The sequence below is a fragment of the Candidatus Uhrbacteria bacterium genome (genome assembly GCA_016187485.1).
Taxonomy (GTDB): Bacteria; Patescibacteriota; Patescibacteriia; order UBA9934; family UBA10169; genus JACPJO01.
In genome coordinates this window covers 1-15,337 of the sequence record JACPJO010000001.1, presented here as the reverse complement: position 1 = coordinate 15,337, position 15,337 = coordinate 1, and the positions used below count along the sequence as shown (strand labels likewise).

Genomic DNA, 15,337 nt, shown 5'->3' with positions numbered 1-15,337 from the left:
AGGGCGTGAACCCTGTTTTGTTGTTTCTTATTTCAGCGCGGCTTTGGCTCCTGCGTCAGTGAGAGATTTCACGAGCGCTTCCGCATCGGCTTTTGCGAGCCCAGACTTCACAACTTTCGGCGCGCCATCCACGATGTCTTTGGCTTCCTTGAGCCCAAGACCCGTGACCTCGCGCACGACTTTGATTACGTTGATCTTCTGGTCACCTGCCGCGGTAAGTTCCACGTCAAAGGCGGACTTTTCCTCAGCAACAGCACCTCCGGCGGCTGGCGCGGCCATCATCATGGCCGGAGCAGAGGCAGAGACACCAAACTTTTCTTCAAGCACTTTCACGAGCTCCGAGAGGTCCAGGACGGACATCTTCTCGATGCTCTCCACAAGGCCCTTAAATTTTTCGGGGACCTCGATCACTTTTGTTTCATCGGACATAGGTTAGGTTGAAGGTTGAATCTTAGAGAGAACCGTCACAAGCCCACGCAAGTTGCCCGCCAAGACATTGACGAAGCCGCTTACGGGCGCGTTTATAGACCCTACCATCTTCGCCAGGAGTTCCTCGCGTGACGGTAGCGCGGCATAACGCTTCACCACATCGGCACCCACGAACTTGCCTTCCACAATGCCAGACGCAAGTTTGATAGACTCACGCTTCTTGGCAAATTGGGCAAGGACGCGCGCGGGGGCGACCTGATCGCTCTGGCTCCATGCGGCAAGGATCGATCCCGGAAGAACGTCGCGAGAAAGCTCAAGCCCGGCCTGTTTGGCCGCCAGAGAGAGAAGGGTTTTCTTTGTTATAGCAACCTCCACACCGTCTTTGCGCCCCGCTTGGCGAAGCGCATTGGCGTCCTCCATGGTGTAGCCGCTTACGGTGGCAAACACCACGGCTTTCGCGCCAGTGAGTCTACTTGTAAGCTCTGCGACGGTTGCTTCTTTTTGTCCACGTGTTTTTGGCATAGGTTTCGACCTTTAATCCTCCTTCGCTCCTCTGGAGCTATGGAGGGGTGATAAAAAATAAACTGCGGACTTGACCGCAGAGACACGACTGACCCCAAGAAAAATCTCGGGGGTCGCCTCGACGGGACTTACGAATGTCCTCCTTCGCTCAAGCTCTGGAGGATCTTCGACCCGTTGTCTCCGGCAAATCTGGAAGAAGAGTGCCACAGCTGTAAAAAAAGGTCAACCTTCGGGGCTAAGTCACGAAAGATGTATAATGCCTGGGAATATATGAAGCTCATAAAATGGCTCAAAGATATCGGAAAGGATGATGTGGCGGAGGCGGGGGGAAAGGGGGCCTCGCTTGGAGAAATGACGCGGGCGGGATTTCCGGTACCGGCGGGTTTTGTGATTCTTGCTCCGGCGTGCGGAGTCATGACAGACGAACTCGCGGATGACATCCTCAAGAACTTTGATGCACTCGGAGCTGAACACGTCGCCGTCCGATCAAGCGCGACGGCAGAAGATGGAAAGACGGCGGCGTGGGCCGGACAGCTTGAGACGTACCTCAACACAGAGCGAGATACTCTTAGAGAAAATGTGGAGCGCTGCTGGGTGTCCATCGGGTCCGCTCGTGCCACGGCATACCGCTCGGCACAAGGAATTGACCATGCTACGCGTATTCCTGTTGCCGTTGTCGTCCAGGCAATGGTTCCCGCAGAAGTCTCTGGTGTTGCCTTCTCCGCGCATCCCGTTACCGGCAATCGCGATACCATGATCATTGAGGCCGCGAAGGGGCTTGGAGAGGCACTGGTGTCCGGAGAAGTCACACCAGACCAATATGTCGTGGGCAAACGCGCTCGCGCCGTCACGGAAAGCATTGTCCCTCCACAAGAAATGCAAAAACTTTCTCCCGAACGTATCCTCGCTCTCGCCGACATGGTCTGTAACATTGAAAAACACTATGGCTTCCCCGTGGATGTAGAGTGGAGCTTGGCCAACGGCGAGTTTTTCATCCTCCAATCCCGCCCGATCACCGGCCTACCAACACCATAAACTTTATCTCCATTGAATCAGGGGCACTCCGTATAAGTGTCGATCGGCACTTATACGGAGTTTAGCGCGAGGTAAACAGGTGCCAGGCACCTTTTCGGTTTGGCTCCCTCTATTGACCTGGAGGATTTTTCGGGCTATGTTTAACCATCCTCCACTCGGAGGAAGGAGGTCGTTCCGATCTCCCAGAACCTTGAAGGAAAGCCATGCGATCCGCACACATCGCCCTCCTCTTCTGCATCCTCGTCCCCCTCCTCACGGCGGCCAAGGAGCAGGGTGAGACGCCTGCTGAAACATCGCCAGCCGAAAAACCAGAGACGACGCGCAGCCCCAACGCGGACACGGACAACGACGGGGTACCCAACGAACGCGACGTCTGCCCGGATGCTCCGGGACAACCCGAGGCCGGCGGATGCCCACGAGAAGACCGGAACGCGGAGCTGTGGCTCGGGCACCTGATGCGCCCTGTCATCTTCCGTGCTGGTGAGACAAAGTTCGTCTCGACGGAGCGGCTGGAGGCCACCATCGTGACCCTGACCGATATCGCAGCCACTCCCGTTGAGCCGCGAGCACGCCGGTGGTTCATCGTCGTCTACACCGCAGTGGCCGAGTATGAACAGACCTCACGGCTAGAACTGCATAGGAAGGAAGTGCCAAAAGACTCCGTCGTGCGCGTCCTTGCAGAGTGCCGTGCCCAGGCACTACGCAACGCTCTTCTCCCACATCTCCCACCATGGCTGGTCGAGAGAACGGCGTTCCTTCTTTCACATCCTGCCCTCGGCAGGATTTCGCTTTTCAAAAAAAGGAAAAGAGCCCGTGGGGCTCTCAAGAAAGAAGGTAGACGCAGGAGGACGAGATCAGTTTACGGCAAGGGGGTCTCTCGAGATCTTCTCTGCCTTGCTGCTGTCAAACACGCGCCCTTCCTGCATGCGCGCACTCACCATGCCCACGATCGCCATGTAGGCCACAACTCCCCCAATCCTCCTCACCCGGCCACGTCCCCGAGGAAGCGCCTCACACGTGCGCTGAACATCCAGATGAAAGCGTAGATCCAGCGGACTGAACCTCTGCCCCTCCCGGATCAGCGAGCGACCGGACGCGCTCACGAGAAGGTACACAAAGGCCCCGTACACGACCCCAATCATGCCAAGCGGCGAGAGGCCAGACGAAGAAACACGGATGAAGAGCGAGTACAGCGGGACGGTCAGACGGTCACGCTCAGACGGATCAATGACCTCAAAGAGAATGCACAACTCCTCTGCAAGCCGGCCGTGATAGTGAATGATGCGTTCGTCACACTCGCTCGCATCCAGGGGAAGCGTGGACGAGTGGATATCCGACGCCAGTTCATTCACCTCAAAGTCCTCCACGTCCAATCCAGCGATAATACGCAGGCCCTGCTCCTTCGTGTGAAACTGGATCACGTGGGCATCTCCGCGATCGATGTACGCCAGGAGCCCTTGACCAAGATCATTGTTCACGTGGGAGAGAACGTGACGCACGGTGCACCTCCGGCAAGCATCCTAAAGGAAAAGGGGGTAGATTTCAAGTCGCCCTTCGCTTAAGAACCGTGGTTGAATTCTTCGTGTTTTCATTCAAATTCTCTGGCAGCGCAGAGAGGGAGAACCAGCGAATCTCCTCACACTTCTCCGGCTCCATGTTTTTTAGCTCGCCAGAGATAATCCGGCACAGATACGCTGGGGCAATCCAATGCGCTCCATCAATCATGTGGTCATTTACATTCAGCAACTCCAGAAGTTCCACCTCAACCCCAATTTCCTCCACCGCTTCACGTTTGATCGCTTGTTCTATTGTCTCTCCAAACTCCACCGCCCCACCCGGCTGACTCCACAAATTACGATCGTTGCGAATACTTGCGTTACGCAACATGAGCAACACCTCCTGTTTATCGTTCACCACAAGAAGTCCGCAACCAACGCCAATATAATCTTTGCCCGGTGTCACATTTATTGAATCACGCTCCCCTTAAATGGCTTGCCTTTGAGTACTTTACCGATATTGGCAACGTCCCGGCCGCCGACCAGGACGACGCGGATGTGAGAGGTTTGCGCCAACTTTGAGGCAACAGGGTCAAAGGGAGCGCTTAAACCCGGACTCCATTTGTTCCCTACCATCCTGCGGTACTCCTTCCATGACATCTCTTTTACCGGCTTCGCGTCTTTATGCGTCCGCGGATCCTTGTCGTAGAGTACGTCCACGTTGCTGATGTTGACGACCGTGCGCGCACCAAACCGGCGCGCTAAACGCGTGGCCACGTCGTCCGTCGATCGGCCGGGCTTTTCCCCGGCAGCAACCAACACCGGCTTCTTCCACCCGCGGATAGATTCTGTCGTAGATTTTACGACAACCGGATACGCAACATCCCGCAAAATCGTCCGCACTAAATGTGCATTGAGGCGCGTCGCGTGAATACCAAGCCAGTCTAAATCCTCGTGGGAAATTTTCGTCACACGAGATCCCGCTTCAATATAATGACGCGCTGTTGAACCCCCGCCCGTGACAATGACAAACCGGTCGCCCCGTTTCACAGAACGGCGGACAAGTGCAGAAAAAGATTTTAAAAAACGCACGTCAATCCCTCCGCTGGGAACAATCATGGAGCCGCCCACCGACAGCACATGCAACATAATCAGCTTTCGCTTGCCTCCCGAATAAGCGTGTTCGCCGCCCAGCCGCCGATCCACATCACGAGCCCCACAAGGATCGCGGGTACGAGTCCATCCAATTCTACGCCCTTCACCACCGTGGACATAAGAAGCACCATGAGGCCATTGAGCACAAACGTGAATAGACCCAGCGTGAGAATCGTCACGGGAAGCGTGAGGAGAAAAAGGAGTGGGCGAATGATGGCGTTGATGAGGCCAAGCACAAGCGCCGCAATGAGCGCCGCGTACAATCCGTTCACTTCAAATCCCGGCACAAACGATGCCGCAAGCAAAAGAAGAACCGCACTAATCACCCACCGAAGTATCAGCATCATATTTTTTCTTGATAGTTTTTACTTTCACGTCTACCTCGTCCAAAAACTCTTTGCACTGTTTGGCGAGCACAAGCCCACGCTCAAACTTCTTAAGTCCTTCTTCTACATCCACATCGGCACGCTCAAACCACGCCGTAATGTCTTCTAGTTCGGCAAATAACTTTCCAAAATCCGCGGCCTTTTTTGTCATAGAGAGGTCACCTCTGCGTCGAACGATCCGTGCGCCAATTGTACCTGAACGGCTTCCCCTTTCACAAGCGCGCGCGCGTCTTTAAGCACACCCCCATGAAGTCGTACGATGCTGTAGCCACGCGCAAGAATGCGTTTTGGGCTGCTTTGCTTAAGGATACGCTCTAAATGTTCCACTCGTTCTCGCGCCCGCGCCATCACGGGCCAAAACACGTGCCCAAGACGTTTCGTGTTATGCAGGAGACGGGAGGAGAGCTGTTCAAAGAAAACCGTGGTGGCAGATCCGGCGCGAGCCAATACAACATGGCGCTCCTCCACCCATCGGTGAAGTCGGCTGTCCCATACACGCACAGACGATTCTATCTCGGCGGCGACCGCTCTTCGATCGGGAAAGACCATCTCGGCAGCGTTCGAAGGCGTTGAAGCGCGCACGTCAGCCACAAAGTCACATAAAGATTCGTCACGTTCGTGCCCCACACCCACGACAACAGCAACGGGAGAACCGAACACGGCGCGCGCTACGCGTTCATCATTGAATGCGTGTAAGTCCTCGAACGATCCGCCGCCGCGTGTTAAGACAAGAATGTCGGGACGCTCCTTTACAGAGAGCGTCTGGAAATACGCAAACGCCTCCAAAATGTTCTCCACCGCCCGCGCTCCTTGCACGTGTACCGGATACAGTTCAATCACGGAGCCGGCCCAACGATTCTTCGCAATACGCACAAAGTCCGTATACGCCGCCGCTTCCGGTGAGGTAAGCAAGCCAACGGTACGAGGAAAGCGCGGGGGCTCCCGCTTGCGTCCCACATCAAACAGCCCCTCTTCTTCAAGTTTCTTTTTCAGAAGTTCATACGCCTTTCGCAGCGCCCCCTCTCCCACGGGAGTCACCTGGCGGACGTTCAGACTGAACTTCCCAAACCGTTCAAAAATTCTGGCATACCCTGCCACCTGCACGCGCATACCGTCCTCGAGCGGCACCGACAGCTGATAGGTCGTCGCAAAGCACGGCACGCATGCCTCCTTCTTTTCGTCCTTGAGTAAAAAATGTATCCACTTCTGTTGAGACACGCGGTACTCGGCCACCTCACCCTCCACCAAAAACTCCGTTGTGGGAATAAGCGAAAGCGTCTCATTTACAAGTTCCAGATACTCCGCAACTGAAAGCGTTTTCATACCACTTTATTCTTTTGATTCCTCCCCGTTCATAAACACCCCTTTTTGTCGACTCGAGAATGTCGCATTGAACCGAAAGCGACTTTCGCCTCTTTTTTTACTCGCGTGAAGCGATTGTAAAGCGGACGATTCTTTGGGTGCAATCACCTTAGCCTTAAGGATCCGTGAAAGCGCCTGTCCAATGCCTCCCTCTGTTCCTGTCGAACATGACGAAAGAATGATCGTCGGATTATCTGCGAAGAATTTTTCTCGTACTTTTTGCACTCCATGCCCCGCAAGATCCTCAATAAAGAGATGGCTTCCTTTTCCGTAGCCAAACTGAATGCTGTCTTCTGTCCCATGCCCACCAATAATCGCAAGCTCAATTTTGTGTCCGACACCCTCCGACGGATGATACTTCCGATCTGCTTTGATAAGCGCTTTTACGACGCCTATTCTCCCTTCACATTCAAAGACACGCAAAAGAAGCTCTCCTTTCAGTTGTTCCGTAAGCGATTCAAAGAGGATGTCCTTATTATAGAAAGCCCCGTTCCAATCTTCACGCGGGAAGATGACAACCCCGTATGGCTTAGAGAGATCGTCATGTTCTCGAACCTGCGCCACAAGCGTTTCTTTGGGATAACGCCCAAAGTCCATAATCCCAAACTCTTTATACAGAAAGGCGCTTGCTCCAGGCTCCTCTTTTTCGATTTCCATCAGCCTTTTAAGGTTGCTAAAAATCATTTCTGACCATCTCTCCCTTTTTGTACTGGCATACCAGGCTTTCAAAAACTTGCTCTCTGGCAATTGGTATGTTCTTAAAACCGGCGATATAAATTCCTCGCCATAGGCACACAGTTCTGGTCCAAACGGAGAGTCGCCAAAGAATCGTGACACTGCCTGTGCAAACATTTCCCCGCCTTGAGTTTTGGCAAACTTTTTTAAAACCTGCGCCGCCGCGTTGATCTGCCACGGATTTCCTTCCGAAAATATCGTCCTAAAGAACTCCAGGGAGAACATGGGACTTCTCTGAAGGTCCTCTTCTATTTCCTTGAGGTATTCTATCAAAACCCCGCAGGCAACATCCTTTTGTTTTACATCTGAAGAAATGTCCGCGATCATCTTAAACGCGCCCAAACCCGAAAGAGTATTCACGCGACCGTCCCGCATAGCACAGGATACTTCTTCACGAAGTTCCAAGAGAATTTCTATGGCAAAATCCTTGAATCTGTCTCTTTCCTTTGAGTCTTCCGGTTTGCTGTAATCCGTAGCATAGAGAAGATCCTTCATCCCATTGAATGCCTCAATAAAAGCGATGGATTCTTTCTCCTGGAGTGTAGCTACGATAAGGCCCCGATACTCCTTTAGACGAAGGAGGAGGGCGTCTGTCTGTGTGGAGGAGAGCTCGTAAATCGAGTACTTAAACTCCGTGATGACCGGCTGTACCTTTTCTCGATATTCTTGCAGCTGTGCCCGACCACGCTCAAGAGAAGAAACAGACGGTTCTGGTTCCCATCCTTTCGAGTTTCTCCACTCCATACCCATCTCTCCCATATCATGAAAAATACGCGGGCGTAAGCCACTGAATAATTCCCCACATCCCAAGACCGATCAGAAGCTGCGTGACAAAGATCTCTGCCCATACAGCCGGCCCCTCACGGCGTCCAAATAGGCCGAACCCGACCGCCGGGAAAATGAGAATGCCCACCACCAACCATGCTCCTACGGCATAAATCACAAGCGAGAGCAGCGTATAGGGAGCGTGTGTCACAAACAACCACCCTTGTTCTACAAAGATGACGTAGATCAATCCAAATAACGTCGCCAAAACGAAGTGAAGAAGAAGTGCCACAAGGAAAAGCTCACGATAAGTAAGCGACCGCCCCCACTTTGGTTTGATGTCCACAAGAATAGGAAGCGGGTGCTGCTCTTTCTTTTCGCGCCACTCCACAACTATGGCGGGAACGGCAAGGACAAACCCCACCAAGAGCCCAAGCGCGGCGCCGAGCGTGTAATCATTCAGTATCATAAATGACAATGGCTACCTTCTTTTCTTTGGGAATATCCGCCGGGTGATTCTCGATTCCTTCTGGCACCTCCCAATCGTGGATCGAGCGCATCAAGTGATCGGTGTCGTAAAGCCAATCGGCGCCGCGCTTCGTCCCCGGATCGTTCACAATAAATCCGTCCTCGGTATACCCTTTCACCACAATCATATGGTACTTGGGGCCGGCGCCGGAAAAATAGGGATTGGCAAGAATGCGGCCAGCCGTGGGAAGCACCACGGGTCGCCCGGCACGCACGTGGGCCTTGATGTCCTCTGCTGTTGGCTCGACAATCAACTCGACCTTCGGGTATTGATAAAAGAGCCTCACGAGCTCCGCCGTCTCGCGCGCCGTGGTGTCCTCAAAAAACCCAAACGTCTTATTCTCAAACGCCACAAGCGCCTGCAGTTCTTTCTCGACACCCTCCGCATCCAGCGTACCACGCTCCCCTTTGTAGTAGCGGTCCACCATAAGGATCGCCGCTTCTTCACAGGTGTCTTCGTGCACCTCATCCCACACACCATAAGGAGCCTGGGATGCAAACGGGACGGCGAGATTAACCTGTGCGGGGACACGCTGCAGATCTTCTTCCTCGTCTGCTTTTACCGCCTCCTTCGGTTCCTCCGCTTCATTCACTTCTTCCACCTTCTCCGCCTCCACTGGCACATCCACATACGGTTTCTGTCCGTCTCCAGGGAGGCCAATCTCATAGACGTTACCACTTTCGTACGCCCAATACCCCCCGCCAAGCAGGCCCACGAGAAGAATCACTTTAGTTAAAAGCATCTTCATACATTCTGGACGGCGAGCCAATCATAGACAAGCTTCGTGGCCCGCACGTCATCTTCATTATACTCCAAAAGGGCGTGCAATTTTTTCTCGTCTCCAAAAGCAAGCCAGTCCTCGTACCACAGAATAGCGTTGGTACCGGCAGCTTCGGGAGTACGGTAGTGGAACCCCAGATATGCGCTGATGTCTTTGAGAGAGTAGAACGAGAGGGGGAAAATAACCGAGGTACGAATGACAGGGAGCAGATCGCGCATGCGAGCGAGCAACGCGTCACGTTCTTCAACGGAGAGGTGGTAGGTGTCCGCCATACGGCGTACCGTGTCAGACTCGTACCACCCATAGTGATAAATCGGCACACGGGGATACTGCCGCGTAAACTCCACGAAGGCGTTCCACGCCTCTTCTTCTGCCGCAGGCTTGCGCGCCAGAAATCCGTGGTACGCACCGTCGGGATCAAGCACACCAAACAAAAACTCAACATCGCGCAACGGATCGCTCTCGATATCAAAATAGATTACGCGCTCGCCAGGCGTAAGCTCTGGTGTCGCCAAAAGTATGTGCCTGCCGCTTACAAGGGCCTGCGCTTGTTGATGAAGAAACCCGAGGCGCTCTGGCGATACATTCTTTACCCGCGAACGAAGGAGAGAATGGGGGGTCTTCGCAAATACCTCCACCGACAAAAACCCCGCCGCCGTAATGGCCTCTGACTCCTCTTGCCATATACGGTTGATGCGCGAAAGAGCGTCGCATTCTTCTGTCACACGTCGGCATTCCGGAAACCACGGGGATTGCTTACAACGTGACGAAAGAAACTCACTCGGTTCTTCCCCCGCTAAAATACGTTCAATGTGGTGCAGGGAGAGATGGTATTCTTTTTCAAACGGCGCCAGGGGGAAAGAACGTACGTGCCCTTCTGGTGTCATTTGGTAGCCCGATGTGGGTTTGGCTCCCTGCAAAAGAAGCAGCACGTCAGCATAAAACGCGGCAGCGAGCATGCTGTTGCGCTCAAGCTTGCGCGCACGGCGTATATCGCCCGCGACATAATAATAGTCCCCAAACCGTGACCGCCCCTGCACCCGCACAAGCACATCCGGCCGCGCCGCGAAATGCCCATGCACAAGGGCACCGCGAAAAATCCCCGCCACACCTTGCTCCATGAGTCGTACCGTCTTCACTGCCGCTTCATCCACGTCTTCTTCCTCCACTTCCTCACCTTCTATCTTCGCGCGCTCCATCACCCGCCGTTTCACTTCAGGCAGCAGCCCCTCTGTATGCAACGTCTGAAGCAAGGGCGCCAGTTCCCGCTCCCCAAGTCGCACATCACGCGCTACCCACAACGGGCAGGCGGCGTAGGCATAAAAATGTTTCTCTGAAAGATAGGCCATCCAGCTACGTTCGTTCTTCGATCGTGACCTTTTTCATGATATCGCCAACCTGTATTTTGTCTACCACATCCATTCCCGAGAGTACGCGGCCGAAGATGCTATAAGACTTAGGAAGGGGGTTGTCGGCCAGCATGATGAAAAACTGCGATCCGTTTGTATTCGGTCCGCGATTCGCCATGGCGACAATGCCACGCGTATAAGCATACGTGTCGTTCAGCTCATCTTCAAACGTATAGCCGGGACCGCCAGAACCGTTGCCGTTGGGGTCTCCCCCCTGAATAACAAAGTTCTCCACACGGCGATGGAACGTGAGGCCATTGTAGAAACCGTCATTCGCCAGCCGCACGAAGTTTGAGACGGTCTTTGGCGCCGTGTCTGCGAAAAGTTCAAAGACGATCTCCCCCTTCGCCGTTTCTATTCGCACAATCTCATTAGTTATCTCTTGTGCCGGCAGAACACCACCGAATGCGCTGTAGGTTTTTGGAGTCATAGAAGTTTCAGATACGGGAGTGTTGTCCGACTCTGTTTGAGAGTTCGGCGTGGGGGTTGGCGCTTGAACACAACCGGCGCCAACAAAAAGGAGAGCGAGAAAAAACCACTTAGCGTTGCGCATAAACAGTCGTTTTTACTTTTTCGAGTGCCGCGATCACGGCTTGCTGATCTTCAATCAACTGAACGGACGTAAGCAGCACAGCAGAGAGAGAAAAGACGAGGCAGAGAAAGACCACTACCAATTCGTAGGCAGAGGCGGGAAGCAGGTGGCAATGGGCACAAATCCCCGGCTCAAGAGGTTTGGGAGGCTCGGGCATCGTGGGAAGCAGAGGCGCCAGAGGATCTGTATGCATATGCGGTACGTCCGGATAGGTCATGAGCGGCTTCTTCACTTTTTTCTTTGCGGGCATAGTTCCTCCTTATGAATATGCGCGAATTATACAAAAGCCATCCTGCAGACGCAATCCCTGTCAAGAGCCTCCGACACGTTTTCCGTATAAAACCAACACGAAACTGATACGTGTCAGCACTCTCCGACAAATCTCTTTCCAAAATATGCCACACGTGGATCCTTAGAGAGTTATGCGCACCCCATCGACCACTCTTTTCATGCACTTCCTCCTTGCTGCCATCGTTCTGCCTATTCTCCCCGCGTTGAGCCGAGATTATCACTTGACGGGAGGTTTCATCGTCCTTCTTGAGTCCGCGTTTCCTCTCGGAGCTGTTTTAGGATATACCGTTTTTGGGCGAGTAGTGGAAACACGAGGGGTAAACATCATCGTACGCATGTCCTGGGTTTCACAAACGCTTGCCATGTTGGCTCTCTTATTGGGTTTGGGCGGCGGATTTTTCCTTTCACGTTTCTTTGGGGGCTTCGCCACAGGTATTCTCCCCGCACTCATCAGCACCACACGGGGATCTTTTGAAACACGCGGCTCTCTTCCTCGTGTTTCCACTCTTATCGCCGCCGTCACCGCCGGCAGTGCTTTGGGACCCCTTCTCGTTCCCTTTCTTGTGCCAAATATCCACCTTGTCGCCCTCATAGGGGTAGGGGTCTGCATAGCAGGATACGCAGCAAGCCCGCGCGTGAACGCTCCTCCGGTCGCGCTGCCCGCCCACACACTCCGTAAGACGCGATGGGTTCCCCTTCTTTGTGTCGTGGGCATCATGGGAGGCCTCGGAATTATTTACCAGACCTCCCGTCTCGTCCTGCCCTTCTACGACCAGTCCTACCTCGCACTTGGCCCGCGCGGCGTTGCCCTGGCGCTTGCGCTCCTGTCTTGGGGCGCCTGGGGGACACAAAGACTTCTGGCAAAGTTTTCCACGAACATTCCGCCCCACACGTCTTATCTCGGTGCCGCCGCGCTCATCCTTACCGCCGTGGCTGTCATGTTCTCCGGCCACACCTTCTTTCTTTTTTTGGGTGTACTCGCGATGGCTGTGGGAATCGGGCTGGCTGATCCGCTTGGAAGTCTGTTGTGCCTCCGATATACAAAAGAGGGCGCGAGCGGGCGCACGATCGGAACGGTATTCACCTTTTTAGCCGGAGCAAAAATGATCGCTCCTCTCCTTGCCGCATGGCTTGTACGGCCTATGGGGTAGCAAGAACAAGACCGCTCGCGCATCCTGCTTCGCCTACATGCCACCGAGCAATGAGGCTGTACGCGCCGGAAAATGATCTCTCTCCTATCGTGACATTCTGGACAAGTGTATTTGTTTGCAGAACAAGACCAGGAAGCGCCGCAGTATTTTCTTCACAGGAGAGGACTTTTTTGTAAGAAGGAATTAACACAAAATCATCGGGAGCCAGACTATAAGCCATGAACACCTCGCCCGAGACGGCATTTTCGGGCGCCTCGGCGAGCAGTGTTTCAAGCATGAGCTGTTCCTTCGGTGGTGAATCCACCGATACGCTTTTTATAAGCGCGAAAGACCCGGTCCATGCCTCATCTCCCTGCAAGTCGGCAGAAAAGCGGTCAAGAAGGTGCCGCGTAGGAAGAGGCTCCCACGCGCCCACCTCCTCCCAAAATCGCGCAAGCACCACACCAGAGGGGGCCAGATCGGATTTGAGAGAAACGCGCGCAGAGGCCGGAAGCCCGATCGAAGGAGTAACAGAGTAGATAGGGCTCAACCGCGCCGTTGAAGGCCCGCCTTCCGTGCGATCAACCGACATGCGCGGGATTGAAGGCGCCGTCATAGCAGAAAAGCGGAAGAAGCCATCTGGACTTACAACCACTTGTTTGTCCGGATCGCGCACAAATAAAAGATAGGCGCTTCCAAGCGCCACAAGAAAAACGATCCAGCCGATGGACATGGCACGCATGCGCCCATTATAACAATCTCGTCACTTAGTGACGAGAGGGACTGCTTCTTCCCACGGCAAGCCGAAGCGCCCGAAGTGTCCATAGCACGAAAGTGCACGGTACATAGGTCGCGCAAGCCCGAGGTGCTCCACAATTGCTTCGGGACGGAAATCAAAATGTTTTTTTATGAGATCGGAAAAATCTTGTCCGTTTGCTCCAAGCGCTTGCACAAAAACTGGTTCGGCTTGCCCCAGAGTATAGCCCACGCTCACAAGCGTGTTTGGAGTGAACCCACCTTCCACAAGGCTCTTCGCCGCTTGTCTGGCAGCATAGGCGCCGGCGCGATTAGGGGAAAACGGGTCTTTGCCTGAGATGGAACTTAAGCCATGAGGAATAAGACCGCCGTACGTATCGTTGGCAATTTTCGAGCCCGTCGCCCCACTCGCGTGCACACACTCCCCACCGCGATAGCGGCCATAGGGATTCACGTGAAGCGCCACACCGGAAAGATCCCCGATAACCGGCTCCAGCACATCCCGTCGAACGGCTTCCCGCACATGCGTACCAGACGTCTCGTCTGAATGCTCAAGAAGGAGGGTAACAGAGACGAGCCGCTTTCCCTGACAAAGCACCTGGACTTTGCCGTGAGGGCGCAACCAGAAATACGCAGGATCCGTTTTGCGTACATCGTCCAGTCGTTTTGCAAGAGCCTGTGCCAGTACATAGGGGCGCGGCAGAAACTCGCGTGTTTCGCGCGTGGCATACCCATTCACCACTGTGGAGCCAGACGACATGAGAGCGGCGCTTGTAGGTGCTTCAAGTCCCATATTCACGAATACTTCTACATCATCATGGCCAGTGATTTCTTTGTGAATATTTTTGGCAACAATCGAGGTGTCAAAATCCGCTCGACTCACCGCCGAGCCACCCACAGCAAGCATACCGTGACTCGCGAACACCTCGATCGTGGCGCGCGTCGCCGGATCGCGGCGCAAAAATTCGTCCAAAAGCCCATCGGCTATCTGATCACAAATTTTATCCGGGTGCCCGGCCGTAAGCGCTTCAACCATTTTCCATTGCTCTGCCATAAGGAGAGGAAGAGTAGCACGAAAAGACTAGTTGGGCAAGACAAGTCACTAAGAGATCACTAAGTGAGACGAGTTTAGAAATTGGCTGTTTTTTTACTAAAAATAGCAAAGATCCTCGCTTTCTCTCATTTTTTGTCACTAAGAGATCACTAAGTGAGATCTTTCAAAAACGGTGTCGGGCACCATGTTTGGGCCAGACACCGCTTTGTTTTATTCACTTTTTCCTTCTACGTACTACCGCTGCAGCGAGAACAATGCATCCTCAAACCCGACAATAGCTGCGCCTGCGGGTTTTGAGATCCATGCGTTGCCGGTTGGGGCCACGATCACATACTTCTCTTGGAACATGTTGGCGCTCATGGCAGAGGAGCCAGAGAAAGCGCGTTTGTTTGTTCCGTCGAAGTAGTAGGTGGTGCCAGAGGCAGATTCACGGAGAACGGATCCTGCGGGGTGGAGGTTCCCCGAGAGGGTGGAGCCCATCGTGAAGCGACTCCAGTAGGTGGGCTCGATGTCGATGATCCTCTTGTTCCAGTTGGCCCCGTAGAGGGCGACCGCGGTTGCTTCATCTGCCACATGGCGGATGGTGTAGTTGCCGGGTTCCACCGCGAAGGTGCGGGCATCAGACTGGATCTTCACCATGACCGTGCCTGGACGAACAAGGACGGGGGTGCCAAGCGGGATGGCTGTGAGGGTGGAGGTATCAATGGTACGGACTTGGTCGAAGTTCTCATACCAGGAGAAGTAGACCTGGGAACCGGGGAAGGGATGACGTTTGGCATCCAGACCGATGTAGTAGACGGTGGTGTCGAAGTCTGTGGTGGGGTCTCCGTCATCGGGGACTTTCACCAGATAGTCTACGTCTATGGTCGTGGGGAGCGAGGCTTCGGCTTCCAGACGGCTCATGGTGCCC

19 protein-coding genes are annotated in these 15,337 nt (G+C 54.0%); 2 read left to right on the top strand and 17 right to left on the bottom strand.

Features of this window, described 5'->3' with window-relative positions; genetic code table 11:
- Positions 1-27: 27 nt before the first annotated feature.
- Positions 28-429 carry a 50S ribosomal protein L7/L12 gene (gene rplL / locus HYW18_00095; GenBank protein MBI2484553.1) on the bottom strand — a complete coding sequence of 134 codons (402 nt, stop codon included), beginning with the start codon at positions 427-429 and terminating at the stop codon, positions 28-30.
- A gap of 3 nt (positions 430-432) precedes the next feature.
- Complete coding sequence (locus HYW18_00090; GenBank protein ID MBI2484552.1) at positions 433-951, bottom strand: 50S ribosomal protein L10; 519 nt, start codon at positions 949-951, stop codon at positions 433-435.
- Positions 952-1,221: 270 nt separating this feature from the next.
- Here HYW18_00090 and HYW18_00085 point away from each other — a divergent pair, with 270 nt between their 5' ends.
- The gene (locus HYW18_00085; protein MBI2484551.1) at positions 1,222-1,986 is read left to right on the top strand and encodes a hypothetical protein; all 765 of its coding nucleotides are present in this window, start codon (positions 1,222-1,224) and stop codon (positions 1,984-1,986) included.
- Between the two features lie 854 nt (positions 1,987-2,840).
- Here the strand turns inward: HYW18_00085 and HYW18_00080 are convergent.
- From HYW18_00080 to HYW18_00025, 12 genes are all read right to left on the bottom strand, one after another.
- Positions 2,841-3,485 (bottom strand): hypothetical protein, encoded by a 645-nt coding sequence (locus HYW18_00080; GenBank protein ID MBI2484550.1) that lies wholly within the window; start codon positions 3,483-3,485, stop codon positions 2,841-2,843.
- A gap of 43 nt (positions 3,486-3,528) precedes the next feature.
- Positions 3,529-3,948 carry an NUDIX domain-containing protein gene (locus HYW18_00075; GenBank protein MBI2484549.1) on the bottom strand — a complete coding sequence of 140 codons (420 nt, stop codon included), beginning with the start codon at positions 3,946-3,948 and terminating at the stop codon, positions 3,529-3,531.
- 2 nt (positions 3,949-3,950) lie between these two features.
- Positions 3,951-4,631, bottom strand: coding sequence for a UMP kinase (locus tag HYW18_00070; GenBank protein MBI2484548.1), 681 nt, complete (start codon positions 4,629-4,631; stop codon positions 3,951-3,953).
- Between the two features lie 2 nt (positions 4,632-4,633).
- The gene (locus tag HYW18_00065; GenBank protein ID MBI2484547.1) at positions 4,634-4,984 is read right to left on the bottom strand and encodes a phage holin family protein; all 351 of its coding nucleotides are present in this window, start codon (positions 4,982-4,984) and stop codon (positions 4,634-4,636) included.
- On the bottom strand, positions 4,956-5,174 hold the full coding sequence (xseB, locus tag HYW18_00060; GenBank protein ID MBI2484546.1) for an exodeoxyribonuclease VII small subunit: 219 nt from the start codon (positions 5,172-5,174) through the stop codon (positions 4,956-4,958). The genes HYW18_00065 and xseB overlap by 29 nt, the downstream gene beginning before the upstream one ends.
- Entirely contained in the window at positions 5,171-6,346 is a 1,176-nt protein-coding gene (gene xseA, locus HYW18_00055; protein ID MBI2484545.1) for an exodeoxyribonuclease VII large subunit, read from the bottom strand. The genes xseB and xseA overlap by 4 nt, the downstream gene beginning before the upstream one ends.
- Positions 6,347-6,352: 6 nt before the next feature.
- Entirely contained in the window at positions 6,353-7,864 is a 1,512-nt protein-coding gene (locus HYW18_00050; GenBank protein ID MBI2484544.1) for a hypothetical protein, read from the bottom strand.
- Between the two features lie 16 nt (positions 7,865-7,880).
- A complete protein-coding gene (locus tag HYW18_00045; protein MBI2484543.1) occupies positions 7,881-8,354 on the bottom strand; it encodes a hypothetical protein in 474 nt (157 codons plus the stop codon).
- The gene (locus tag HYW18_00040) at positions 8,341-9,162 is read right to left on the bottom strand and encodes a C39 family peptidase (protein MBI2484542.1); all 822 of its coding nucleotides are present in this window, start codon (positions 9,160-9,162) and stop codon (positions 8,341-8,343) included. The genes HYW18_00045 and HYW18_00040 overlap by 14 nt, the downstream gene beginning before the upstream one ends.
- On the bottom strand, positions 9,159-10,544 hold the full coding sequence (locus HYW18_00035; protein MBI2484541.1) for a TM0106 family RecB-like putative nuclease: 1,386 nt from the start codon (positions 10,542-10,544) through the stop codon (positions 9,159-9,161). Before HYW18_00035 ends, HYW18_00040 begins: the two co-directional genes overlap by 4 nt.
- 4 nt (positions 10,545-10,548) lie before the next feature.
- Positions 10,549-11,034: a peptidylprolyl isomerase gene (locus tag HYW18_00030; GenBank protein MBI2484540.1), complete on the bottom strand. Its 486-nt coding sequence runs from the start codon at positions 11,032-11,034 to the stop codon at positions 10,549-10,551.
- 109 nt (positions 11,035-11,143) lie between these two features.
- Positions 11,144-11,446 (bottom strand): hypothetical protein, encoded by a 303-nt coding sequence (locus HYW18_00025; GenBank protein MBI2484539.1) that lies wholly within the window; start codon positions 11,444-11,446, stop codon positions 11,144-11,146.
- A gap of 172 nt (positions 11,447-11,618) precedes the next feature.
- Here HYW18_00025 and HYW18_00020 point away from each other — a divergent pair, with 172 nt between their 5' ends.
- Entirely contained in the window at positions 11,619-12,638 is a 1,020-nt protein-coding gene (locus HYW18_00020) for an MFS transporter (GenBank protein MBI2484538.1), read from the top strand.
- Here HYW18_00020 and HYW18_00015 read toward each other — a convergent pair.
- From HYW18_00015 to HYW18_00005, 3 genes are all read right to left on the bottom strand, one after another.
- Positions 12,628-13,350 carry a hypothetical protein gene (locus HYW18_00015; protein MBI2484537.1) on the bottom strand — a complete coding sequence of 241 codons (723 nt, stop codon included), beginning with the start codon at positions 13,348-13,350 and terminating at the stop codon, positions 12,628-12,630. The two genes, HYW18_00020 and HYW18_00015, sit on opposite strands and share 11 nt — an antisense overlap.
- Before the next feature lie 30 nt (positions 13,351-13,380).
- A complete protein-coding gene (locus HYW18_00010; protein ID MBI2484536.1) occupies positions 13,381-14,427 on the bottom strand; it encodes a methionine adenosyltransferase domain-containing protein in 1,047 nt (348 codons plus the stop codon).
- A 234-nt stretch (positions 14,428-14,661) separates the two neighbouring features.
- A partial coding sequence (locus HYW18_00005) for a hypothetical protein (GenBank protein ID MBI2484535.1) occupies positions 14,662-15,337 on the bottom strand: 676 nt, incomplete at its 5' end.

What these genes read in the sequence shown, in the direction of transcription:
- HYW18_00090 (MBI2484552.1), bottom strand. Translation starts at nt 951, where the DNA reads ATGCCAAAAACACGTGGACAAAAAGAAGCAACCGTCGCAGAGCTTACA.
- xseA (MBI2484545.1), bottom strand. Translation starts at nt 6,346, where the DNA reads ATGAAAACGCTTTCAGTTGCGGAGTATCTGGAACTTGTAAATGAGACG.
- HYW18_00035 (MBI2484541.1), bottom strand. Translation starts at nt 10,544, where the DNA reads ATGGCCTATCTTTCAGAGAAACATTTTTATGCCTACGCCGCCTGCCCG.
- HYW18_00050 (MBI2484544.1), bottom strand. Translation starts at nt 7,864, where the DNA reads ATGGAGTGGAGAAACTCGAAAGGATGGGAACCAGAACCGTCTGTTTCT.
- HYW18_00070 (MBI2484548.1), bottom strand. Translation starts at nt 4,631, where the DNA reads ATGTTGCATGTGCTGTCGGTGGGCGGCTCCATGATTGTTCCCAGCGGA.
- HYW18_00020 (MBI2484538.1), top strand. Translation starts at nt 11,619, where the DNA reads ATGCGCACCCCATCGACCACTCTTTTCATGCACTTCCTCCTTGCTGCC.
- HYW18_00040 (MBI2484542.1), bottom strand. Translation starts at nt 9,162, where the DNA reads ATGAAGATGCTTTTAACTAAAGTGATTCTTCTCGTGGGCCTGCTTGGC.
- HYW18_00010 (MBI2484536.1), bottom strand. Translation starts at nt 14,427, where the DNA reads ATGGCAGAGCAATGGAAAATGGTTGAAGCGCTTACGGCCGGGCACCCG.
- HYW18_00030 (MBI2484540.1), bottom strand. Translation starts at nt 11,034, where the DNA reads ATGACTCCAAAAACCTACAGCGCATTCGGTGGTGTTCTGCCGGCACAA.
- HYW18_00045 (MBI2484543.1), bottom strand. Translation starts at nt 8,354, where the DNA reads ATGATACTGAATGATTACACGCTCGGCGCCGCGCTTGGGCTCTTGGTG.
- HYW18_00025 (MBI2484539.1), bottom strand. Translation starts at nt 11,446, where the DNA reads ATGCCCGCAAAGAAAAAAGTGAAGAAGCCGCTCATGACCTATCCGGAC.
- rplL (MBI2484553.1), bottom strand. Translation starts at nt 429, where the DNA reads ATGTCCGATGAAACAAAAGTGATCGAGGTCCCCGAAAAATTTAAGGGC.
- HYW18_00065 (MBI2484547.1), bottom strand. Translation starts at nt 4,984, where the DNA reads ATGATGCTGATACTTCGGTGGGTGATTAGTGCGGTTCTTCTTTTGCTT.
- HYW18_00085 (MBI2484551.1), top strand. Translation starts at nt 1,222, where the DNA reads ATGAAGCTCATAAAATGGCTCAAAGATATCGGAAAGGATGATGTGGCG.
- HYW18_00015 (MBI2484537.1), bottom strand. Translation starts at nt 13,350, where the DNA reads ATGTCCATCGGCTGGATCGTTTTTCTTGTGGCGCTTGGAAGCGCCTAT.
- xseB (MBI2484546.1), bottom strand. Translation starts at nt 5,174, where the DNA reads ATGACAAAAAAGGCCGCGGATTTTGGAAAGTTATTTGCCGAACTAGAA.